Origin of the sequence: Kitasatospora viridis (genome assembly GCF_007829815.1) — a bacterium.
GTDB lineage: Bacteria > Actinomycetota > Actinomycetes > Streptomycetales > Streptomycetaceae > Kitasatospora > Kitasatospora viridis.
Window position 1 is genome coordinate 901,071 of the sequence record NZ_VIWT01000001.1, and the last position, 20,432, is coordinate 921,502.

Genomic DNA, 20,432 nt, shown 5'->3' on the forward strand with positions numbered 1-20,432 from the left:
GGACACCATGGCAACAGCAGTGATCATCGGGGGCAGCACCGCGGGCCTGGCCGGCGCGCTGGCGCTGGCCCGGGCCGGCCACCGGGTCGAGGTCCTGGAACGCGACCCGGGCACTCCCCCCGGCCGGCCGGCCGACGCACCCGCGCAGTGGCAGCGGCCGACCGTGCCGCAGTCGGTGCACTCGCACGCGTTCGGCTCGCTCGGCGTCAACCTGCTCCGCGAGGAGTACCCGGAGGTCTACCGGGAGCTGGTCGCGGCCGGGGCGGCCGAGATCCGGCTGGGCGACCGCAAGCCGCCCTTCCTGGACGACCCGAGCGACCGGCCCGAGGACGCCGAGCTGAACATGCTCGCCTGCCGCCGCTCGCTCTTCGACCTGGTGCTGCGCCAGGCGGTGGCCAACCACCCGGGCATCGTGCTGCGCACCGGGTGCACCGTGCGCGGCCTGGAGTTCGCCGCCGAGGGCTCGCCCAGAGTCACCGGGGTGCGGCTGGAGGACGGCGAGCAGGTCGCCGCCGACCTGGTCATCGACGCCGCCGGGCGCCGCTCACCGGTGGGCGACTGGCTGGCCGCGGCGGGCCTGCCGGCCGGCGAGGTGCGCAGCAGCAGCTGCGAGATCACCTACTACACCCGCCACTACCGGGCGCTGACCAAGGCCCCGGCCGGCCCGCTGAACCGCGGCTTCGGCGCCGGCGGCCTGTGGGACAGCTACACCGCCGTGCTCTTCCTCGGCGACAACGACACCTTCTCGATCTCGCTCGGCGTGCTGCCGCAGGACAAGGAGCTCAAGGGCCTGCGCACCGAGGAGGCGTTCACCGCCGCGGTGGCCGCCACCCCGCTGCTGGCGCCCTGGCTGGCCCCCACGGTCAGCGAGCCGATCTCGCCGGTGTACGCGATGGGCGGGCTGGACAACTCGCTGCGGACCGCGCCGGCCGAGCCGGTGCAGGGCCTCTTCGCGGTCGGCGACTCGGCGGCCACCACCAACCCGGCCTACGGGCGCGGCGTCTCGCTGGCGCTGGCCCAGGTCCGGCTGCTGGTGCAGGTGCTCACCGAGCACCCGCAGGTCGGCGCCGAGCAGTCGGCGGCCTACGCGGCCGGTGCCGAGCGGCTGCTGCGGCCCTGGTTCGAGGACTCGGTGCAGAACGACGCCGGGCGTGCCGGGCTCTGGCGGGCCACCGCCGAGGGCGTGCGCCCGCTGGGCCCGCCGCCCGGGGTGCTGACCTTCGGCCAGGTGGCCGAGGCCGGCGGCACCGACGCCGTGGTCTGGCGCCGGGTGGCCCGGATGATGATGACCCTCGCCACGCCGGAGACGGTCTACGCGGACGGCGAGGTCCGCGACCGGGTGCTCCGCGCGCTGTCCGGCGGCAGCCGCCCCGGCTTCCCCGGCGCCTCCCGCGCGCAGCTGGTCGAGGCGGTGGCCAAGGCCGCCGCGAACAGCGACTCCTGACGCACCGTCACCCCACCCCCAGTCCAGGCCGACCGGCCCGACCCAGGAACGGACTCCGATGACCGAGCACCCGAACGTGACCCTGATGAAGAACGTCTACGCCGCCTTCACCGTCGGCGACGTGCAGAAGGCGGCCAGCTACTGGACCCCCGACTGCGTGCACCACTACCCCGGCCGCAACCCGCTCTCCGGCTCGCACCAGGGCATCGACAGCGCCCTGGCCTTCGCCGGGCGGATGTTCGAACTCTGCCAGGGCGACGTGCAGATGGAGATCCTCGACATCGGCGCCAGCGACGACCACGCGTTCGCGCTGGTCAGCACCTCCTACGGCCGGGGCGGCAAGTCGCTCAAGGACATGCCGTTCATCAACATCTCCCGGATCGAGAACGGCAAGATCGCCGAGTTCTGGACCTACCCGGACGACCAGTACGCCGTCGACGAGTTCTGGACGGACTGACCGCGGCCACCGCCCGCCCCGACGAACCCCGGATACGAGGACCCGATGCCCCAATCCACCGCCCGCCGCTGGCGCGCGTCCCTGCTCGCCGCCGCGGCGCTGCTCGCCGCCGGCAGCCTGGCCGGCGCGCCGGCCCAGGGCGCCGCCGCGAGCCCCGCCCTCACCGTCGGCAGCACCGTCGGCAGCACCGACGGCTTCGCCGGCCCCGACTGGACGATGGGCGGCCAGAACCTGGCCAACACCCGGTCGAACCCTTTCGAGCACACCATCTCCACCGCCAACGCCGGTCAGCTGGCCGCCAAGTGGCACCTGACCACGCACGGCGACGTCTCCGCCACCCCCGCCGTGGTCGGCGGCGCGGTCTACCTGACCGACTGGGGCGGCTACGTCTCCAAGCTCGACGCGCACACCGGCCAGGTGATCTGGTCGCACCAGGTCTCCGACTACGCCGGGGTGACCGGCGCGATCTCCCGCACCAGCCCCGCCGTGGTCGGCGACCGGCTCTACATCGGCGACATGAACGGCGCCCACCTGTACGCGATCGACACCCGGACCGGGCAACTGGTCTGGAGCACCCAGCTCGACACGCACACCGGCGCGATCCTCACCCAGTCCCCGGTGGTCTTCGACGGCGTGGTCTACCAGGGCGTCTCCTCCAGCGAGGAGCAACTGGCCGGCGACCCCTCCTACCCCTGCTGCTCGTTCCGCGGCAGCTTCAACGCGATCAGCGCGGACACCGGCAAGCTGCTCTGGCGCACCTACACCATCCCGGACAACGGCGGTGCCACCAACGGCTACAGCGGCGGCGCGGTCTGGGGCTCCACCCCGGCGATCGACCCGCGGCGCGGCCTGGTCTACATCACCACCGGCAACAACTACGAGGTGCCGGCCTCGGTCCAGGCCTGCGAGGCCGGCGGCAAGACCGCCGACCAGTGCACCGACCCGAACAACCACATCGACTCGATCCTGGCGCTCGACCTGCGCACCGGCGCCCTGCGCTGGTCGTCCGGCTCGCCGACCTTCGACGCCTACAACAGCGGCTGCTTCACCGGCCCGCCGCCCAACAACTGCCCGACCGACCTCGGCCAGGACTGGGACTTCGCCCAGGGCGCCCAGCTGTTCACCGTGGTCGGCGCCGACGGCCGCAGCCACGACCTGGTCGGGGCCGGCCAGAAGAGCGGCGTCTACTGGGCGCTGGACCGGGACACCGGCGCGGTGGTCTGGAGCTCCGCCGTGCTGCCCGGCTCCGCCGACGGCGGGATGATGTGGGGCAGCGCCACCGACGGCAAGCGGATCTACGTCGCGGGGGTCGACGCGGCCAGCTCGCCCTACACGCTGCCGAACGGACAGACCATCACCTACGGCTCGTTCGCCGCGCTGGACCCGGCCACCGGCAAGATCCTCTGGCAGGTCGCCGACCCGAGCGGCGGCCACGCGATGGGCGCGCTCACGGTCGCCAACGGGGTGGTCTACGGCGCCTCGCTCAGCGGCCACCTGTACGCCTTCGACGCGGCCACCGGCACGGTGCTCTGGGACTACCAGGCGCCGGGCGCCTCGGTCGCCGGCCCGGCGGTCGTCGACGGCACCGCCTACTGGGGCGACGGCTACAGCAACTGGCTGGGCGGCCCCTCGCACGCCACCGACTTCTACGCCTTCACCCCGGGCGGCCACTGATGGCCGCCGGGGAGGACCGGGCGCCGGGGAGGGTCGGCGTCGTCGGACTGGGCGTCATGGGCGGCGGGATGGCCCACCGGCTGCTCGCCCAGGGCACCCCGGTCGTGGTGTGGAACCGCGGTGCGGACAAGGCGGCACCGCTCGCCGCCGCGGGCGCCGAGGTGGCCGCCACCCCGGCCGCCCTGGCCGCCCGGGTGGACACCGTGCTGGTCAGCCTGGCCGACCAGGCGGCCGTCGAGTCGGTGCTGTTCGGGCCGGACGGCGTGCTCGGCGCGCTCGCCCCGGGCGGCGTGGTGCTGAACACCAGCACCGTCGCCCCGGCCTTCGCCCGCGCCCTGGCCGAGCGGCTGGCCGGCACCGGCCACCGGATCCTGGACGCCTGCCTGCTCGGCAACGGCCAGCACGCCAAGGACGGCGAGCTGCGCTTCATGGTCGGCGGCGAGCCCGAGGTGTACGAGCGGGTCGAACCACTGCTGGCGAGCCTGGGCAAGGAGGTCCGGCTGGTCGGCGGCCACGGCCAGGGCGCCACCCTGAAGCTGCTGCTCAACATGCTGATGGGGATCGAGATGCAGGCCCTGGCCGAGGCCGTGGTGCTCGGCCAACAGGCCGGGCTGGCCCCGGAGTCGGTGCTGCAGGCGATCGCCGCCAGCGGCTTCAGCTCCCCGGTCATGCGGTTCAAGTGCGGGGTGATGGGGCGGCGCGCCTTCGAGCGGGCCGACTTCCGGCTGGCCCTGATGCACAAGGACCTCGGGCTGGTCCGGGCCGAGGCCCAGGCCCTCGGCGTCCCGCTGGCCGCCACCGACGGCGCCCACGCGGTGCTGACGGAGGGCCTGCGGCGGGGCCTGGGCGAACTGGACTGCGCCGCCGTGCTGACCGTCCTGGAGGGGATGGTCGGCGAGCCGGAGCCGGCGCCGTGAAGGTGGTCGTCCTCGGCGCCACCGGCGGCACCGGGCGGGCCGCGGTGCACCGGGCGCTGAACAACGGCCACCAGGTGGTGGCCGTGGTCCGGCGGCCGGCCGCGCTCGCCACCGACCACCCGCGGCTGCGGGTGGTCGGCGGGGACGTGCTGGACCCGGCCGCCCTGCTCGAACCGGTGGCCGGCGCGGACGCGGTGGTCTCGGCCCTAGGCATCGGCTACAGCCGGGCCGCGACCACCGTCTACTCCGCCGGCACCGCCAACGTCATCGCGGCGATGCGGGCCGGCGGGGTGCGCCGGCTGGCGGTGGTCTCCACCACCAGCATGGCGCCGCCGCCCTGGTCGGCGCCGGTGCAGTCGCTGCTGGTCCGGGGGCTGCTGCACCCGATGCTGCGCCGGCCGTACGCCGACATGCGGCTGATGGAGCAGCACGTCCGGGACAGCGGGCTGGACTGGACCCTGATCCGGGCGGCCCGGCTGACCGACGGCCGCGCCGCCGAGCGCCGGCCCCGCACCGCCGTGGACGGCCGGCTGCCCGGCGCCTGGTCGGTCTCCCGGGGCGACCTGGCGGCCTACCTGCTGGACAGCATCGACAACCCGGCGGTGGTGGGCCGCACCGTCGAGATCGCCTACTGAGCCCCAGTCATCTGACACCCCATCAACTGGAAGGAGGCCCGGACGTGTCGATCGACGTCCACGGGCACGTCACCTCGCCCAGGCTCTTCGAGCGCTTCCCGATGCCACCCAGCCTCGCCGACATCGACGGGATGATCGAGGCCAAGGCCGCGGTCGGGATCACCCTGACCGTGGTCGGCAGCCCGGTCGGCGCGGGCACCATGGTGCCGGTGCCGGGCCTGGACAACTACCGCCAGCCGGCCGACGAACTGCGGGCCTTCCACGACTGGCTCGCCGAGCAGATCCGGGCCCGCTCGACGGCGCTGCGCGGCTACGTCTACGTCAACCCGCTCGGCGGGGCCGCCGAGCTCGCCGAGGCGGCCCAGCTGCTCAAGCAGCCGGAGTTCGTCGGACTGATCGTCAACTCCAGCGTCAACGGGGAGTTCCTGGACACCCCGCGGGCCGCCGACTTCTTCGCGATGGCCGCCGAGAGCGGCGCGCCGGTGCTGCTGCACCCGCCGGCGGAGCCCGCGGCCGGCGCCCGGCTGCGCGATCCCCGTCTCGTCGAGCACGTCGCCCGGCCCAGCGACGTGGCGGTCGGCACCGCCGCCGTGCTCTTCGCCGGCTGGCTGGAGCGCCACCCGCAGCTGCGGATCATCGCCCCCACCGCGGGCGGCGGCCTGCCGCTGCTGCTGGAGAAGCTGGACCTGGCGCACCGGCTGCCGCGCCGCCCCGGCCCGCCCGCAGCCGCCGGCCGGCCGCCGCTGGACCCGGCCGGCCCCGACACCCCGCCGCTGGCCGAGCGGCCGCCCACCGCCTCGCTGGGGCAGGTCTACGTGGACACCGCCACGCCCAGCCTGCCCGCACTGGCCGCCGCGCTGGCGGCGTTCGGACCGCGGAACCTGCTGTTCGGCACCGACACCCCGCCGCTCGGCGCCCCGCTCGGCCAGGCGCTGGCGCTGCTGGACCGGCTCGGGCTGTCCGAGGCCGACCGCGCCCTGGTGGGCGGCGGCAACGCGGCCGAGCTGTTCGGCCTGGACGCCGAGGTGCTGTCGTGACGGCCCGGGTGCTGGTGGTCGGCGGCTACGGCGCGATCGGCCGGGCCGTCTGCGCGACCCTGGCCGCCGACGGCGCGGACGTCGCGGTGGCCGGCCGCTCGGCGGAGCGGGCCGAGGAGTTGGCCAAGGAGCTGGCCGGGCACGGCCACCGCACCATGGGCCTGCGGCTGGACGTGGCCGACCGGGAGGACGCCGAGCGGGCCGTCGGGGCGGTGGTGGACGCCTGGGGCGGCATCGACGTCCTGATCAACGGCGCCAGCGTGCTGGTCACCGTGCCGGCCGAGGAGTTCGGCCCGCAGGAGTGGGCGCAGACGCTGGCGACCAACCTCTCCGGGGCGTTCTGGATCTCCCAGGCCGCCGGGCGGGCGATGATCGCCGCCGGGAACGGCGGCCGGATCGTCCACCTCTCCTCGGTCCGCGGCGCGCTCGGCGCCCGCCGTGGCTTCACCGCCTACGGGGCGAGCAAGGCCGGGGTCAACCTGCTGGTCCGTCAGCTCGCGGCGGAGTGGGGCCGGCACGGCATCACCGTCAACGCGGTCTCCCCCGGCTTCGTGCGCACCGACTTCGTCGCCGAGGCCAGCCGGGACGACCAGTTCCTGCGCACCGTCACGGCGCGCACCCCGCTCGGCCGCACCGCCGAGGTGCAGGAGGTGGCCGACGCGGTCTGCTACCTGGCCTCCGAGCGGGCCGCCTTCGTCACCGGCCAGGTGCTCTACGTCGACGGCGGCGTCAGCTCCAGCCAGTGACCGCACGAACCGCCGGATCCCCCCTTCCCGATTCCACGTCTCACCTTGAGGAGAACGACATGTCGCAGGTGCACGCACTGTTCTACCCGCTCCGGGCCGGCAGCGAGGAGACGGTCAAGGAGCTGTTCCGCAAGAGCGGGCGCCCGCAGTTCGACGTCACCGACGGCGACGGCAAGGTGGTCGGCCGCCTGCTGGGCACCCAGGCCTTCGTCGGCCGGGAGATGGCCGTCCGGGTGATCGAGGTGGAGGGCCCGCTGCCGGTGGTGGCCGCCCACATGAGCCGCCAGCCGGAGGTCCGCGAGTTCGAGCGGCAGCTGGAGGAGCACCTCAGCGTCCCGCGCGACATGGTCACCCCGCAGGGCGCCCGCGAGTTCTTCCAGCGCGCCGCGCTGGAGTGCGTCCTCAACCGCCGCCACGACCAGGCGATCTGAGCCGATGGACATCAGCATCGCGCTGCCCGGTTCGATCCCGGGCGCTGACGCCGGCCTCCTGGTCGACTGGGCCAGGACCGCGGACCGGGCGGGCTTCACCTCGCTGGCCGCCCTGGACCGACTGGTCTACGACAGCTTCGAGCCGCTGACCGCGCTGGCCGCGGCGGCCGCCGTCACCGAGCGGATCAGGCTGATGACGGCCGTGCTGCTCAGCCCGCTGCACACCAACACGGCGCTGCTGGCCAAGCAGGCGGCCACCGTGCACCGGCTCTCCGGCGAACGGCTGACCCTGGGCCTGGCGGTCGGCGCCCGGCCGGACGACTACCAGGTCAGCGACGTGCCGATGCGCGGCCGGGGCGCCCGGCTGGAGCGCCAGGTGGCCGAGCTGCAGCGGCTCTGGGCCGGCGAGGGGGAGCACCAGGCGCTCGGCACCGGGCCGGCCCCCGGCCGCCCCGGCGGTCCGGGCCTGGTGCTCGGCGGGCACACCCCGGCCGCGATGGACCGGGCGGCCCGGCTGGCCGACGGCTGGATCGCCGGCGGCGCCGGCCCCGACCTGTTCGGCATGGCCTCGCGCGGCTTCACCGCCCGCTGGCAGCAGCACGAGCGGGCGGGCCGGCCGCGGCTGTACTCGCTCTGCTACTTCGCGCTGGGCGACAACGCGCAGGCCGAGGCCGAGGGCTACCTGCGCACCTACTACCGCAACGCCGGCCCGTTCGCCCAGATCGCGCTGGGCGCGGCGGCCTTCGGCCTGGAGCAGGCCCGCGAGCGGGCCAAGCAGTTCGCCGATCAGGGCTGCGACGAGCTGATCTTCGTGCCGTGCGCCGCGCGGACCGACCAGGTGGCCGGGCTGGCCGAACTCCTCGGCTGAGCCCGGTCGCACCACCACCGATCACCACCACCGATCACCACACCCGATCACCACACCCAGGGGAAGGAGGCAGGCGCATGGGTCTCGTGCTGTCCCTGCTGCGACGGTGCGCCCTGGCCGTCGCCAGGAGCCTGACCGCGTTCGGCAACATCCAGTTCCACCTGGGCGAGGGCTACCCGCCGAACACCTACCAGCCGCCGCCCCTGCCCAGCGAACCCCCGTTCCAGCTGGTCCCGTTGAGCGGTCCGCCCCTGGGCCACCCGGAGAACGGCTACCGGCCGCCGCCCACCGAGACCGAGCGCCGGCTCTGGGCCCAGCTCGGGGTCGACCTGGACGACGTGGAACGGTGACTCACCTCCGGTCGAGGATCCTTCCGACGTCACTGCGTCGGGAGGATCCTCAACTCCGGGTGGGCGGTGCCTCCTTCGATCGCGGTGGAGGCGATGTGCGAGGCCACCCGCGGGTCCACCGGGTCGTTCGCCGGGTCGTCCAGCACCCGCAGGTGCTCGTACGTGGTCGACCGCTGCGCCGGCACCCGCCCCGCCGTGCGGATCAGGTGGATCAGCTCGGTCAGGTTGGAGCGGTGCTTGGCACCGGCCGCCGAGACCACGTTCTCCTCCAGCATCACCGAGCCCAGGTCGTCCGCACCGTAGTGCAGCGACAGCTGGCCCGCCTCCTTGCCCGTCGTCAGCCACGAGCCCTGGATGTGCGCCACGTTGTCCAGGAACAACCGCGCGATCGCGATCATCCGCAGGTACTCGAACACCGTCGCCTGCGTCGACCCCTTCAGATGGTTGTTCTGCGGCTGGTACGTGTACGGGATGAACGCCCGGAACCCACCCGTGCGGTCCTGCACCTCACGGATCATCCGCAGGTGCTCGATCCGCTCCGCGTTCGTCTCACCCGTGCCCATCAACATCGTCGACGTCGACTCGACCCCCAGACGGTGCGCCGTCTCCATGATCTCCAGCCACCGCTCCCCCGACTCCTTCAACGGCGCGATCGCCCTGCGCGGACGCTCCGGCAGCAGCTCCGCCCCCGCACCCGCGAACGAGTCCAGGCCCGCCGCGTGGATCCGGCCGATCGCCTCCTCCACCGACACCCCCGACAGCCGCGCCATGTGCTCGACCTCGGACGCGCCCAGCGAGTGGATCACCAGCTGCGGGAACTCCCGCTTGATCGCCGCGAAGTGCTCCTCGTAGTACTCCACCCCGTAGTCCGGGTGGTGCCCACCCTGGAACATGATCTGCGTGCCGCCCAGCTCCACCGTCTCCGCGCAGCGGCGCAGGATCTCCTCCAGGCTCCGCGACCAGCCCTTGTCACTCTTCGGCGCCACGTAGAACGCGCAGAACTTGCACGCCGTCACACACACGTTGGTGTAGTTGATGTTGCGTTCGATGATGTACGTGGCGATGTGCTCGGTACCCGCGTACCGCCGCCGGCGCACCGCGTCGGCCGCCGCACCCAACGCGTGCAACGGCGCCGAACGGTACAGCTCCAGCGCCTCCTCCGCGCTGATCCGACCGCCGGCCGCGGCCCGGTCGAGAACGGCCTGCAGGCCGGTCTGCTGCTCGGTGGTGAATGGCATGTCGAGGCTCGATTCGTCCGTGCGGGTCAGAACTCGGGTCAGAACTGCTCGGTGGTGTGCAGCGTCTCCAGGCGGATGCCGGTCGGGAAGCCGCCGTCCGCCTTGGCGACCCGGCGGGCGAACTCCGCGACGCCGCGCAGCTGGCGGTCGCCGAATCCGTAGTCGAGCGCCTCGGTGAAGTAGCGCTTGAGGATCGGCTCGTCGAACGGGCCCCACTGGGCGGCGTGTTCGCACACCCGGTCCACCTCGGCGAGCCCGAGGTCGCGCGCGGCCAGCAGCGCCGCGTGGACCTGGCGGACCCGCTCGGGGTGCCGGCGCAGGTAGTCCCGGCGGACCGCGAACAGCGCGAAGACGAACGGGAGTCCGGTCCACTCGCGCCACAGCTGCCCGAGGTCGTGCACCGCCAACCCCGTTGTCCGGGAGGCCTCGACCGTCGCCCGCAGCGCCGGGTCGCCGATGATGACGGCGGCCGACGCCTGGTCGAGCATGGTGGCGAGCTCCGGGGCCCGGTCCCGGTAGACGGGGTTCACGCCGACGCGCTCGGCGAGGATCAGCCGGGCGAGCCGGGTGGAGGTCCGGCTGGTCGTGCAGAGCGAGACCACCTCGCCCTCCAACCGGTCGAGCGGCACCTTGCTGACGATCAGGCAGGACAGCACCGGTCCGTCGCTGCCGACCGCGAGGTCCGGCAGCACCACCAGCTCGTCGGCGTGCCGCAGGTACTCGACCAGGCTGATCGGGCCGAGGTCCAACTCGCCCGCCACCAGCGCGTTTCCGAGCCGTTCCGGGGTGTCGCAGCTGAGGTCGAGGTCGAGCAGGCCCGCGGTGCGGCTCAGACCCCACAGCAGCGGGAGGCAGTTGAGGAAGCGGATGTGGCCCACCCGGGGCTTGCGGGGCAGGTCGGTGCTCATGACGCCTCGAACTCCCGCATGAGCTGCGGGGTTTCCCGGCGCATCGGGTCCGGGCCCGGGTACTCGCGGAGGATCTCGTACCGGGTGTTGCGCTCGACCGGCCGGAAACCGGCGTCCCGGATCAGGTCCAACAGGTCGTCACGGCCCAGCTTGTTCGGGGTGCCGAAGTTGTCCGCGTCATGGGTGATCTTGTACTCGACCACCGAGCCGTCCATGTCGTCCGCACCGTGACTGAGCGCCAGCTGGGCCGTCGTCACCCCGTGCATCACCCAGAAGACCTTCACGTGCGGCACGTTGTCGAAGAGCAGCCGGGAGACCGCGAAGGTCTTCAGCGCCTCGGCGCCGGTGGCCATCTCGGTGCGCGCCATCAGCCGGTTGCGGACCACGCCGTCCTTGGAGTCGTGGAAGTCGTGCTGGTAGCGCAGCGGGATGAAGACCTGGAAGCCGCCGGTCTCGTCCTGGAGTTCGCGCAGCCGCAGCACGTGGTCGACCCGGTGGCGGGGCTCCTCGATGTGGCCGTAGAGCATGGTGCACGGGGTCTTCAGGCCCTTCTCGTGCGCCAGGCGGTGGATCCGCGACCAGTCCTCCCAGTGGGTCTCGTGGTCGACGATGTGCCGGCGGACCTCCCAGTCGAAGATCTCCGCGCCGCCGCCGGTCAGCGACTCCAGGCCGGCGTCGATCAGCTCGTCCAGGATCTCGCTGGCGCTCAGGCCGCTGATCCGCTCGAACCAGTGGATCTCGGTCGCGGTGAACGCCTTCAGTGACACGTTCGGCAGCGCGGCCTTCAACTCGCGCAGTGAGCGCGGGTAGTAGCGCCAGGGCAGCGTGGGGTGCAGGCCGTTGACGATGTGCAGCTCGGTCAGCGACTCGCTCTCCATCGTCTTGGCCAGCCGCACCGCCTCCTCGATCCGCATCGTGTACGCGTGCTTCTCGCCCGGCTTGCGCTGGAACGAGCAGTACGCGCAACTCGCCGAGCAGACGTTGGTCATGTTGAGGTGGCGGTTCACGTTGAAGTGGACCTTGTCCCCGTTCATCCGGGTCCGCACGTGGTGCGCCAGACCGCCCAGCCAGGCCAGGTCGTCGCTCGCGTAGAGCGCGATCCCGTCCTCCCGGCTCAGCCGCTCGCCCTCGTAGACCTTCGCCTCCAACTCGCGCTTCAGCCCTGCGTCCATCTTTCTGCGTCCCCCATGAGTGTGGCCGGCGTCATTCGGCGGGTTGCCCGACCGTTCGCGAAACGGTCAGGGAAGAACGGGAGTTGAGGTGTTCGACGGTGGCCTGGGCCAGCTGCTTGTAGCCCTGCGAGATCTCCGACGCCTGCGCGGCGGGCAGTTCGCCGCCGCGCGCCGCGGCCTCGGCGATGATCTTCTCCGGCCCCAACTCCCGGTTGCGCAGCACGATCCGGTTGACCGGCTCGCGGCGGATCCGGTCGTAGCGCCGCAGCGCCGCCACCGGATCGGCGTCCTGGGCGAGGCAGGAGGCCAGCACCCGGGCGTCGACCACCGACTGCGACCCGCCGTTCATGCCCATCGGGAACATCGGGTGGGCGGCGTCGCCGAGCAGGGTGACCCGTCCGGAGCTCCAGCTCGGCAGCGGGTCGCGGTCGAGCATCGGGTACTCGAAGATGTCCGAGGAGCTCTCCAGCAGGGCGGGCAGGTCGATCCACGGCAGGCTCCACTTCGCGAAGCCGGCCCGGGCCTCCGCGATGTCGATCCGGCGGTTGGAGCGGTCGAGTTCGAGGCCGGCGGTCTCGTGCCGGACCTCCAGCACCCAGTTCATCAGCGCGTTGCCGCCCGGCTCCGGCGGGTCCGCGATCGGGTAGGCGACGAACTTGTCGCCCGGTTCCCCGCCGGCGACCACCAGCGAGCGGCCCCCGAGCACGTGCGGGAACTCCGCGACGCCGCGCCACATGTGCACGCCGTTCCAGTTGGACGGGCCCTCGCCCGGGCTGAGTTGGGCCCGCACGGCGGAGTCGATGCCGTCGGCGCCGATCAGCAGCTCGGTGCGCTCCACCGTCACGGTGTCGTGCTCCCGGTCCAGGAAGTGCACCAGGACCTCGTCGCCGGTCTGCTCGAAGCGCTGGAACGCCATGCCGGTGCGCACCGCGTCGGGGCCGATCCGCCGTCGCACGGCCTCCAGCAGCAGCACCTGGAGCAGGCCGCGGTGCACCGAGTACTGCGGCCACCGGTACCCGGCGTGCCGCCCGAGCGCCTCCTCCCAGACCGGTTCGCCCTGCCGGTCGCAGTAGAGCAGGCGTTCCGGGGCGAGCCCGATCCCCGCCAGCTCGTCGGCCAGCCCGAGCTCCGCGAACTCCCTTACGGCGTGCGGCAACAGGTTGATCCCGACGCCGACGGCGTTGAGTGCCCGGGCCGACTCCCACACCTCGGGCTCGAACCCGGCGGCGTGCAGACTGAGCGCGGTCGCAAGGCCTGCGATGCCCCCGCCCACGATGGTGATCCTCATTGCTCTCCCTCTGCCTTGCGGCGGCGCACGATCACGGGAACCCCTCGCCGGGGCCGCATGGCCATGATGCTCACGGGCGTGACCTCGCCGGCCGGCGTCAGCTCGGTGCGCCGCAGCAACTCGACGAGGACGGTCTTCAGTTCGGCGGTGGCGAACGGCGCCCCGATGCACCGGTGGCGGCCGCCGCCGAACGGCAGGTAGGTGCTCGGGGTGGCCGGCCGGTGCAGCGGGTGGTCCGGCTGCCAGCGCTCCGGCAGGAAGCGGTCCGGCTCGGGCCAGACCCCGGCCATCCGGTGCGTCACGTAGGGGCTGATGGCCAGTCGGGCGCCGGGTGCCAACCGCACGCCCTCGAACTCCAGTTCACCAGCCGTCACCCGGGGCAGCACCACCACCGGCGGGTGCAGCCGCAGGGCCTCCTGCACCACGCCGTCGACGTAGTCGAGCTTGTCCAGCGCGTCCACGCTGTTCTCGTCCGTGCCCAGCACGTCGCGGACCTCCACGCGGGCCCGTTCCCACACCCCGGGGGTACTGAGGGCCGAGTGGACCACCCAGGCCATGGCGGCGCTGGTGGTCTCGTACCCGGCCACCATCAGGCTGATCACCTGGTCCTGGATCTCGGAGTCGTCGAGCGGGCAGGTGCCTTCGGCGGCCGGCTCCAGCAGGGCGGTCAGCCCGTCGCGGCCCTCGACGGCGTGCCGCCGCCGGTGGTCGATCTCGCCCTGCACCCGCTCGGCGACCCAGCGGCGGGCCCGCTTGGCCCGGGCGGTGATCGGGTTGGGGATGCCGGTGAGGAAGAGCTGGAGCCCGAGCGGGAGGTCGGTGGCGTCGAGCGCGGTCTGCAGCCGGGCGCCGATGGCGTCGTTCTGCGCGGCCAGCCGGGAGCCGTAGAGGGTCTCGATGGTGTTGCGGCGGATCAGCGAGCGCAGTTCGCGGTAGAGGTCGATCCGCGTCCCCGGCGTCCACCGGCCGATCGTCGCGACGGTGTTGGCCGCCATCAGCTCCACGTAGCCGTCGATCCGCCGGCGGTGGAAGGCCGGGAGCACCAGGTGGCGCCGCCTGCGGTGTTCCTCGCCGTCGGTCACCAGCAGCGCGGTCTGCCCCAGGACCGGGAGCATCACCTCGAACGACTCGCGCCAGGAGAAGAGTTCGGGGTTGGCGAAGACGAAGGAGTTGGCCTGCGGTCCGAAGAAGAAGGTGCTGCGCTGCGAGCCGTAGCCCACGCCGACCACCGGTCCGTGCTTGCGCAGCGCGTCGAGCATGCCGGTGAACGGGTCCGCGGCGAACCTGGCCACCTCGCCCGGGGAGAGCCTGGGCACGGTCCGGGCCGTCATGTTCCCTCCGTCCGGCGGCCGTTGGCCCCGGCGGCGGCGCCGACGAAGTCCGCGAGTTCGGGGAGCAGACCGCCGAGCGCCCCGCGCAGCGCCGTCACACCGCCGCGGGCCGCGTCGCCGAGGCCGTCGAGGTGCCCGAAGGCGGTTCGCAGGTGTTCGTCGGCGGCCTCGGCGGCGCGGGCGACGGCTCCGCTGCGGCGCAGCACCTCGGCCACCTCGGCGGCCGCGTCCTCGCTCAACTCGGGTCCCAGCAGGGGCCGCAGGGCATCACCGGCGGATTCCAGCCCGTACAGCACGGGCAGCGTGTACACGCCGTTCCACAGGTCCCGCCCCTTGCCGGGCTCGCCGGCCTCGGCGGGCCCGTGCAGGTCGCCGAGGTCGTTCCAGATCTGGAAGGCCAGGCCCAGGTGGTGGCCGAAGGCGGCGATCGCCGTGCGTTGGCGTTCGTCGGCGCCGGCCGCGATCGCGCCGAGCAGCGCGCTGTAGGAGGTGAGGGCCGCGGTCTTCCCGGCGATCGCCGCCAGGTAGCTGTGCACCGAGCGGTCGGTCCGCCCGGCCTCGCGCAGTTCGGTCAGCTGACCGAGGCAGATCCGCTGCGCGCACCGGACCCCCGCCGCGGCGGCCTCGGGCCCGAGCGAGGCGGCCAGCCCCAGCGCGGTGCTGAGCAGGTAGTCGCCCAGGACCAGCGCCGTGCTGTCGCCGTAGCGCGCGTTGACGGTGGGCCGGCCGCGCCGCACCACGGCCTGGTCGCACAGGTCGTCGTGGTAGAGCGTCGCGGTGTGCAGCAGTTCGACGGCCGCGCCGGCGGTGACGACCTGTTCGGCGGCCGGTGCGTCGCCCCCGACCAGGTAGGCGGCGGTCAGTGCGAGAGCGGGCCGGAGGAACTTCCCGGGGCGCCGCAGCAGGTGTTGCAGCGCCTCCTCGAAGTCCGCGTCATCCAGCGTCAGCTCCTTGATCACTCGGTCATGGACCCGCGACAGGTCGCCGAGGAGTTGCGGGAACTCCTGGCTCGGACCGGTCGGACCCGTCGGCCCCGTAGGCGCCATCTCAGAGCCACGCTCCTATCGAGAAGAGCACGAAGTCGGCGATCATCAGGTAGTACAGCCAGGCCCAGGAGATCAGCGACGGGCCGATCCGGGACCGGGAGAACGACCACACCAGCGCGCCGGCCCAGGGCAGGGTGAGCAGCGGGAGCAGCATCGCCGGCGAGTCGAAGCGCCACACCAGCAGTCCGTCGACGGCGTAGAACCCGGCCAGGCAGCCGGCGTAGAGGATCTTCGTGGTCGCCGCGCTCACCACGTGCGGCAGGGTCGTCTTGCCGGCCGCGCGGTCCTTCTCGACGTCCCGGGCGTTGTTGTGCAGCATCAGGGCGGCAAACAGGAACCCGGGGCCCAGCGAGGCGAGCACCAGGTCCGCGCTGATCCGCCCGGCGTTCAGCCAGGTGAGGATCAGGGTGACGCCGGTGCCCGTGACCACGAAGTCGAGCAACTCGCCCATGGCGCGGTGCCCGAGCGGCCGCGGCCCGCCGGCGTAGCCGAAGTACCCGAGGTAGCAGAGCGCGATCGCGGGCAGCAGCCACAGGTTGGTGGCGGCGGCCAGCACGGCCAGCCCGACCCAGGCGAGCGCGAAGCACCCCAGGCCGGCCAGCCGCAGCCGGCGCATGTCCAGGCCCTGGGCGAGCGCGCTCTCCGGCCGCACCCCGTCCGGCCGGTCCAGGCCCCGGACGTAGTCCTCGTAGTCGTTGACGTAGCGTCGGCCGATGCAGTCCGGCACGAGCACCAGCAGGGTGAGCAGCACGCGCCAGTCGGTCAGCGGGTGGACGTGGCGGGCCGCCGCCACCGCGTACAGGCCCTGGAGCACGATCACCAGCACCAGCGGCGGCCCGGCCGCGACGACCCACGCCCGCAGTCCCGCCCGCTGGTGCCCGGGCGCGGCCGCGGGCGAGGCCGCCGTCACCTCCCGTTCCCCGACGGGGCCGCGGTCTTGGTGCCGATCGCCTGGAACATCACGTTGGTCGACTTGGTGGGGAACATCGGCACCGTCGTGCGCAGCTTGAAGAACCACGGGATCAGGGCCTTCGCCTCGGGCCACAGTCCGTACATCCGCAGCGGCACGCCGCCCTGCCGGGCGGTGCGGGCCAGCCGCTCCCGGTTGACGAACAGCCGGTGGTCGTGGCACCCCTTGGGCGCCATGCCGGGCAGCGGGAGGTTCTCGGTGAGCGTCACGATCAGGATCCGGGCGAGGAAGGTGTCCGCGATCGTGTCGAGCAGCAGGGTGCCGCCGGGCCGCAGCACGCGGCAGCACTCGGCGACCACGGCGTAGGGGTCCGGCACGTGCTCCAGGCACTGGCCGGCGACGACGACGTCCACGCTCTCGTCCTCGAACGGGAGCTTGGCCACGTCGGCCAGGATCGTCTCGTCCACGCCGTGCGCCTGGGCGACCTCCAGCGAGCGCTCCGACTGGTCGACGCCGACGTGCTTGTACCCCTTGCCCGCGATGTGCGGGTGCAGCAGACCGCCGCCGCAGGCGACGTCGACGAGGGTCGCGCCGGGCCGGTCGGCCTGCGGGATGAGCTGGCCGCGCTTCGCCGCGATCCATCCGAGTGCGGCGAAGGGACCGCGCGGGTCCCACCACTGGTCGGCGAGCGAGTCGTACTGGGTGAGGTCGTTGGCGGGAACTCTGGGCTTCTTCACGGGCCTCCGTTCGGGCTAACGCTGATAACGGCCGAGTGCCATGACCGGGAACAGGTGCCGGTACATGGGGTAGCTCATGTAGAACTGGCCGGGCAGGACGGTGCCGGTGAAGGCCTCCTCGTCCCAACCGCCTTCGTCGTTCTGGGTTTCCACCAGGTGGGCCAGGCCGCGCCGGACCCGCGCGTCGTCGGCGGGCACGCCCGCCGAGTGGAGCGCGAGCAGGGCCCAGGAGCTCTGACTGGGCGTCGACTCGCCGCGCCCGCGCCAGGCCGGGTCCAGGTAGGAGTTGAGGTCCTCCCCCCAACCGCCGTCCGGGTTCTGATGCTCCATCAGCCAACTGACGGCGCGGCGGATCGGGCGGCTGCCGGGCGAGACGCCGGCCCGCAGCAGCGCGGGGACGGCCGCGCCGGTGCCGTAGAGGTGGTTGGCGCCCCACCGGCCGAACCAGGACCCGTCCGGCTGCTGCGCCTTGACCAGCCAGCGCACGGCCGCCCGGGAGCGCGGGTCCTTCGCCAGGCCCTGGCCGGCCACGCTCTCCAGGGCGTGCGCGGTGATGTCCGGGCAGGGCCGGTCGGTCAGTTCGGTGAAGTCGAGGCTGGAGAGCTTCGACGCCGACCAGGAGTCGTTGTCCGCGTCGTAGGCCGCCCAGCCGCCGTCGCCGGACTGCATGGCCAGCAGCCAGGACAGGCCGCGCGCGGAGGCGCCGCGCAGCCGCGCCGCCTCGCCCGGATCGGCCGGGGCCACCCGGGAGAGCGCCTCGATGACCAGGGCGGTGTCGTCGCAGTCGGGGAAGGACTGTTCGACGAACCCCACCGACCAGCCGCCGGCGGCCCGGCCGGGCCGGGCCACGCTCCAGTCGCCCTGCACCGTGACCTCCTGGCCCAGCAGCCAGCGGGCGGCCCGGAGCATCGCCGGGTGGTCGCCGCCGACTCCGGCGTCGGACAGCGCGCAGACGCTGAGCGCGGTGTCCCAGACCGGTGTGGGCATGCAGTTCATCCGGCGGGTCGGGCCGTCCGCGCTCTCGCCCCACACCGCGACGCCGTCGAGCCCGCGCAACCCGGCCCGCACCGCCGGGTGTTCGGGTCCGAGCCCGGCCGCGTACAGGCCGAGCAGGCAGAAGGCCGAGGCCACGCTGCAGGCCAGCCAGGCCCCGTCCGCCTCCTGGCGGTCGGTGATCCACTGGACGGCGCGGCGCACGGCCAGCCGGCGCGGCGGCGCCCAGGCGTTGTCGTTGTACCAGCGGACGGCGCGGTCCACCGTGCGCAGCACGGGCCCGCCGGCGGCCGGCCCGGGACGCTCGGTCCACAGTTCGTCCAGCCGGAAGCCCGGGTCGACGCGCGGCCGCGTCTGGTGCACGAGCCCGAGCGGCACCATCGTCAATCGGGCCCAGGTCGAGAATCGGTAGAGCGAGAGCGGCACCCGGCGCGGCAGCAGGATGACTTCCGGCAGGATGGTCGGAATGTTGTCCCAACTCCCCTGGGAGAAAAGACACATCCAGATCTGTGCTTCCAACCTGCACTGCGCGGCGCCGCCTTGTGACCGGACGAATCGCGCGGCCGCGGCCATGTGCGCCGCTTCCGGCCGTTCACCGGCCAGCCTGAGCGCGAGATAGGCCTCGACCGTGGTCGACAGGTCACCGGAACTTCCGGGATACAGCCCCCAAGAACCATCGGGGAGTTGTTGGGATCTGATCCAGCGGGCGGTCGCCCGGAAGACCCGTTCGTCACGCACTCCGAGGAGTTCGCGAATGAACAGGTCGACCGCGTCGACCATCACATTCGCATCGGGACAACGGGACCACCAGCCATCGGGCTCCTGGATGGACAACAGGTGCTCGACCCCGCCGGAAATGGCAGCTTTGACGTCAATGCTCACAGAGGTAACCCTCGGTAGCTGAATGTCGGAGCAGAATTGAAAGGGGACATGACACCCTCTAGCCCCCGGTCGGTACTATAGGGCCTCGTGACAGCCGCGGCCAGAGCGACTGCGAAGGCGATCGACGGGGGATCACTTTACGTGCGAGTACTAGTAGTTGGTGCCGGAATCGGCGGATTGGCGACGGTCCGCGGCCTGCTCGCCGCAGGCCACGAAGCGACCGCTTACGAACAGGCTCCCGAGCCGCGCACAACCGGAGCGGCGGTTACCGTATGGAGTGGCGGCGTCGGCATCCTCCAGGAACTCGGAGTGCGGACCGACGGCCTCGGCGCGCGGATCGACCACCTGGAGAACCGCACCCACACCGGCGAGCGCCTCTACTCCATCGACGTCTCCTTCGCGGCCCGCCGGCTCGGGCACACCAGCCTCACCAGCCCGCGCCGCCTCCTGCTGGCCCGGCTCGCCGAGGGCCTGCCGGACGGGGCGCTGGTCTACGGCCGGCGGTTCGTCCGCGCCGTCGAGCACGACAAGGGCGTCACCGCCCACTTCGCCGACGGCAGCACCGCCGAGGGCGACGTGCTCGTCGGGGCCGACGGCCATCACTCGGCGGTACGAAGGCAGTTGTGGGGCCACGACGCGGCCCGGCCGGCCGGCTGGGCCACCTGGCAGGGCCTCGCGCAGGGCCGCGAGCGGATCACCGGCGCGCACCACGGACTCATGATCAACGGCCGGACCGGCTTCTGCGGCCTGCTGCCGGCCGGGCCCGACACGCTCCAGTGGTGGTTCAGCTTCCCCTGGAGCCCAGGCGACGAGGGCCCCTACCTCCCGCAGCTGCGCGCCCGGTTCGCGCACTGGGCCGCGCCGGTGCCCGCCGTGCTCGACGGACTCACCGAGTCGGACATCGAGATGTTCCCGCACCACACCCACCGCGTGCCGCGGACCTGGGGCACCGGGCGCTCGACACTGCTGGGCGACGCCGCCCACACCATGCCGCCGATCGTCGCCCAGGGCGCCAACCAGGCGCTGGAGGACGCCTGGACGCTGGTGCGGCTGCTGGTCACCCGGCGCGGCGACCCGGCCGCCGTCCTGCGCCACTACGAGCGCATCCGGTCCCGCCGGGTGGCCCCGATCTCGCGCCTCGCGGCCACCGAGTACACCTACCGCTACCGCCCGCCGCGCTACGACCGCCTGGTCCCGAGCGCCCTGGCGACCCGGGCCTACGCCCTCTGGATCCACCGCACCAGCAACTACCTGCGCGCCCGCCCCCGCAGCGGCCGGCCCGCGGCGCGCGCACTGGCGGGCTGACCACCGCACCGCGCGAACGACCGTGGCGGCACCCGATCCCGAGTGCCGCCACGGTCAACTGTA

Annotated in this window: 20 protein-coding genes; 11 read left to right on the plus strand and 9 right to left on the minus strand. The window is 73.2% G+C overall.

Annotated elements, in window-relative coordinates; all coding sequences use genetic code 11:
* Positions 1–7: 7 nt before the first annotated feature.
* The 10 genes from FHX73_RS04170 (at position 8) to FHX73_RS04215 (ending at position 8,559) form a co-directional block, all read left to right on the plus strand.
* A complete protein-coding gene (locus FHX73_RS04170) occupies positions 8–1,444 on the plus strand; it encodes an NAD(P)/FAD-dependent oxidoreductase (protein ID WP_145903337.1) in 1,437 nt (478 codons plus the stop codon).
* Between the two features lie 58 nt (positions 1,445–1,502).
* Positions 1,503–1,901: a nuclear transport factor 2 family protein gene (locus tag FHX73_RS04175; protein ID WP_145903338.1), complete on the plus strand. Its 399-nt coding sequence runs from the start codon at positions 1,503–1,505 to the stop codon at positions 1,899–1,901.
* A 45-nt stretch (positions 1,902–1,946) separates the two neighbouring features.
* Entirely contained in the window at positions 1,947–3,575 is a 1,629-nt protein-coding gene (locus FHX73_RS04180; protein WP_145903339.1) for an outer membrane protein assembly factor BamB family protein, read from the plus strand.
* Positions 3,575–4,492, plus strand: a complete 918-nt coding sequence (locus tag FHX73_RS04185) for an NAD(P)-dependent oxidoreductase (protein ID WP_145903340.1) — start codon at positions 3,575–3,577, stop codon at positions 4,490–4,492. Before FHX73_RS04180 ends, FHX73_RS04185 begins: the two co-directional genes overlap by 1 nt.
* Positions 4,489–5,127, plus strand: coding sequence for an NAD(P)-dependent oxidoreductase (locus FHX73_RS04190; protein ID WP_145903341.1), 639 nt, complete (start codon positions 4,489–4,491; stop codon positions 5,125–5,127). Before FHX73_RS04185 ends, FHX73_RS04190 begins: the two co-directional genes overlap by 4 nt.
* 44 nt (positions 5,128–5,171) lie before the next feature.
* On the plus strand, positions 5,172–6,164 hold the full coding sequence (locus tag FHX73_RS04195) for an amidohydrolase family protein (RefSeq protein ID WP_145903342.1): 993 nt from the start codon (positions 5,172–5,174) through the stop codon (positions 6,162–6,164).
* Positions 6,161–6,910, plus strand: a complete 750-nt coding sequence (locus tag FHX73_RS04200; protein WP_145903343.1) for an SDR family NAD(P)-dependent oxidoreductase — start codon at positions 6,161–6,163, stop codon at positions 6,908–6,910. The genes FHX73_RS04195 and FHX73_RS04200 overlap by 4 nt, the downstream gene beginning before the upstream one ends.
* Positions 6,911–6,969: 59 nt before the next feature.
* The gene (locus FHX73_RS04205; RefSeq protein WP_145903344.1) at positions 6,970–7,341 is read left to right on the plus strand and encodes a SchA/CurD-like domain-containing protein; all 372 of its coding nucleotides are present in this window, start codon (positions 6,970–6,972) and stop codon (positions 7,339–7,341) included.
* A 4-nt stretch (positions 7,342–7,345) separates the two neighbouring features.
* Positions 7,346–8,209: an LLM class flavin-dependent oxidoreductase gene (locus tag FHX73_RS04210; RefSeq protein ID WP_145903345.1), complete on the plus strand. Its 864-nt coding sequence runs from the start codon at positions 7,346–7,348 to the stop codon at positions 8,207–8,209.
* 77 nt (positions 8,210–8,286) lie between these two features.
* Positions 8,287–8,559, plus strand: a complete 273-nt coding sequence (locus tag FHX73_RS04215) for a DUF6059 family protein (RefSeq protein ID WP_145903346.1) — start codon at positions 8,287–8,289, stop codon at positions 8,557–8,559.
* 29 nt (positions 8,560–8,588) lie between these two features.
* Here the strand turns inward: FHX73_RS04215 and mqnC are convergent, their stop codons facing one another.
* Genes mqnC through shc form a run of 9 tightly spaced genes read right to left on the minus strand, consistent with a single transcriptional unit; the run spans position 8,589 to position 19,064 of the window.
* Complete coding sequence (mqnC, locus tag FHX73_RS04220; protein WP_145903347.1) at positions 8,589–9,797, minus strand: cyclic dehypoxanthinyl futalosine synthase; 1,209 nt, start codon at positions 9,795–9,797, stop codon at positions 8,589–8,591.
* Between the two features lie 38 nt (positions 9,798–9,835).
* The gene (locus FHX73_RS04225) at positions 9,836–10,705 is read right to left on the minus strand and encodes a menaquinone biosynthetic enzyme MqnA/MqnD family protein (RefSeq protein WP_145903348.1); all 870 of its coding nucleotides are present in this window, start codon (positions 10,703–10,705) and stop codon (positions 9,836–9,838) included.
* Positions 10,702–11,877, minus strand: coding sequence for an aminofutalosine synthase MqnE (gene mqnE / locus FHX73_RS04230; RefSeq protein ID WP_145903349.1), 1,176 nt, complete (start codon positions 11,875–11,877; stop codon positions 10,702–10,704). The genes FHX73_RS04225 and mqnE overlap by 4 nt, the downstream gene beginning before the upstream one ends.
* A 31-nt stretch (positions 11,878–11,908) precedes the next feature.
* Positions 11,909–13,165 (minus strand): flavin-dependent oxidoreductase, encoded by a 1,257-nt coding sequence (locus FHX73_RS04235; RefSeq protein ID WP_145903350.1) that lies wholly within the window; start codon positions 13,163–13,165, stop codon positions 11,909–11,911.
* Positions 13,162–14,496, minus strand: a complete 1,335-nt coding sequence (locus FHX73_RS04240; RefSeq protein WP_145903351.1) for a cytochrome P450 — start codon at positions 14,494–14,496, stop codon at positions 13,162–13,164. Before FHX73_RS04240 ends, FHX73_RS04235 begins: the two co-directional genes overlap by 4 nt.
* Positions 14,493–15,542 (minus strand): polyprenyl synthetase family protein, encoded by a 1,050-nt coding sequence (locus FHX73_RS04245; RefSeq protein ID WP_145903352.1) that lies wholly within the window; start codon positions 15,540–15,542, stop codon positions 14,493–14,495. Before FHX73_RS04245 ends, FHX73_RS04240 begins: the two co-directional genes overlap by 4 nt.
* 1 nt (position 15,543) lies before the next feature.
* Entirely contained in the window at positions 15,544–16,452 is a 909-nt protein-coding gene (locus tag FHX73_RS04250; protein ID WP_170304833.1) for a prenyltransferase, read from the minus strand.
* Entirely contained in the window at positions 16,449–17,189 is a 741-nt protein-coding gene (ubiG, locus tag FHX73_RS04255; protein WP_145903354.1) for a bifunctional 2-polyprenyl-6-hydroxyphenol methylase/3-demethylubiquinol 3-O-methyltransferase UbiG, read from the minus strand. Before ubiG ends, FHX73_RS04250 begins: the two co-directional genes overlap by 4 nt.
* A gap of 15 nt (positions 17,190–17,204) precedes the next feature.
* The gene (gene shc / locus FHX73_RS04260) at positions 17,205–19,064 is read right to left on the minus strand and encodes a squalene--hopene cyclase (protein WP_211786138.1); all 1,860 of its coding nucleotides are present in this window, start codon (positions 19,062–19,064) and stop codon (positions 17,205–17,207) included.
* 141 nt (positions 19,065–19,205) lie between these two features.
* Between shc and FHX73_RS04265 the strand changes: the two genes are divergently transcribed.
* Positions 19,206–20,369, plus strand: coding sequence for an FAD-dependent oxidoreductase (locus FHX73_RS04265; protein ID WP_246213339.1), 1,164 nt, complete (start codon positions 19,206–19,208; stop codon positions 20,367–20,369).
* The last annotated feature ends 63 nt before the right edge of the window (positions 20,370–20,432 follow it).

What these genes read in the sequence shown, in the direction of transcription:
- FHX73_RS04170 (WP_145903337.1), top strand. Translation starts at nt 8, where the DNA reads ATGGCAACAGCAGTGATCATCGGGGGCAGCACCGCGGGCCTGGCCGGC.
- FHX73_RS04215 (WP_145903346.1), top strand. Translation starts at nt 8,287, where the DNA reads ATGGGTCTCGTGCTGTCCCTGCTGCGACGGTGCGCCCTGGCCGTCGCC.
- FHX73_RS04240 (WP_145903351.1), bottom strand. Translation starts at nt 14,496, where the DNA reads ATGACGGCCCGGACCGTGCCCAGGCTCTCCCCGGGCGAGGTGGCCAGG.
- FHX73_RS04205 (WP_145903344.1), top strand. Translation starts at nt 6,970, where the DNA reads ATGTCGCAGGTGCACGCACTGTTCTACCCGCTCCGGGCCGGCAGCGAG.
- FHX73_RS04185 (WP_145903340.1), top strand. Translation starts at nt 3,575, where the DNA reads ATGGCCGCCGGGGAGGACCGGGCGCCGGGGAGGGTCGGCGTCGTCGGA.
- FHX73_RS04210 (WP_145903345.1), top strand. Translation starts at nt 7,346, where the DNA reads ATGGACATCAGCATCGCGCTGCCCGGTTCGATCCCGGGCGCTGACGCC.
- FHX73_RS04235 (WP_145903350.1), bottom strand. Translation starts at nt 13,165, where the DNA reads ATGAGGATCACCATCGTGGGCGGGGGCATCGCAGGCCTTGCGACCGCG.
- FHX73_RS04175 (WP_145903338.1), top strand. Translation starts at nt 1,503, where the DNA reads ATGACCGAGCACCCGAACGTGACCCTGATGAAGAACGTCTACGCCGCC.
- FHX73_RS04245 (WP_145903352.1), bottom strand. Translation starts at nt 15,542, where the DNA reads ATGGCGCCTACGGGGCCGACGGGTCCGACCGGTCCGAGCCAGGAGTTC.
- mqnC (WP_145903347.1), bottom strand. Translation starts at nt 9,797, where the DNA reads ATGCCATTCACCACCGAGCAGCAGACCGGCCTGCAGGCCGTTCTCGAC.
- FHX73_RS04180 (WP_145903339.1), top strand. Translation starts at nt 1,947, where the DNA reads ATGCCCCAATCCACCGCCCGCCGCTGGCGCGCGTCCCTGCTCGCCGCC.
- FHX73_RS04225 (WP_145903348.1), bottom strand. Translation starts at nt 10,705, where the DNA reads ATGAGCACCGACCTGCCCCGCAAGCCCCGGGTGGGCCACATCCGCTTC.
- mqnE (WP_145903349.1), bottom strand. Translation starts at nt 11,877, where the DNA reads ATGGACGCAGGGCTGAAGCGCGAGTTGGAGGCGAAGGTCTACGAGGGC.